General features: G+C 38.7%; 1 protein-coding gene and 1 pseudogene. Both read left to right on the top strand.

Going from position 1 to position 741, the window contains the following annotated elements; genetic code table 11:
* A pseudogene (locus tag FC90_RS09350) lies at nt 1-194 on the top strand (helix-turn-helix domain-containing protein); the annotation flags it as partial.
* On the top strand, nt 191-741 hold a 551-nt coding region (locus tag FC90_RS06795; protein ID WP_476737429.1), incomplete at its 3' end, for a transposase family protein. The pseudogene FC90_RS09350 and the gene FC90_RS06795, both read left to right, overlap by 4 nt.

Genomic DNA, 741 nt, shown 5'->3' with positions numbered 1-741 from the left:
CGTGGGTTCTTAAAGCACAACAAGGTGGTTATGAAACACTCGTTGATAATCGCGGTCATCATAAAACACAATCAGAACTAACAGATTTAGATAAGGCGAACCTACGGATTCGCGAGTTAGAGAGTCAGATTGAAGACCAGAAATTATATGCGGTATTCATAAAAAAATATCAGGAACTTCAGCGCAAGGGGTGAATAAACAAAGACAGCTAGCATACTACGCGATTAAAGATGTTAGCCAAGGAAAGCATGGCGCGATCACCAAACTCCTAAAAATAATTGGTGTTAGCCGTCAAGCCTATAACAAAGGGTTAAAAAGACTAGAAACTGTTTGGGAGACACGTAATAAACAACTTAAAGAACGCACTCAATACTGGTTTGACTTCAATCTACAAGGAATCGGTGCTGGAAATATGTTAGTGAATTTACAAGCTGACGCATCAATTACTTTTCCCGTTACTTTTAAACAAGTTCGAAGAGTTATGCGAGAACTAGGCATTCGGTGTTTAGTACATCCGAAGAAGCATAACCGTGTGAAGCAATCAGAACAATATATTCAAGATAATCTTCTCAATCAAAATTTTAATGTGAGTAGACCTAACCAAGTTTGGTTAGCCGATTCAACAGAACTTTCGTATGGCATAAATGGCGAATATAAAGTTCGTTTAAGTGGCGTTTTGGATCTTTATGGTCGGCGACTGTTGTCCTATCATCTAAGCCTTACCGAAACTAGTGAAGCAGA

Source organism: Latilactobacillus graminis DSM 20719 (assembly GCF_001436415.1).
In the GTDB taxonomy this organism is placed as follows: Bacteria; Bacillota; Bacilli; order Lactobacillales; family Lactobacillaceae; genus Latilactobacillus; species Latilactobacillus graminis.
Note: the sequence above shows the minus strand (reverse complement) of the source record. Positions and strands in the feature narration are given on the sequence as shown.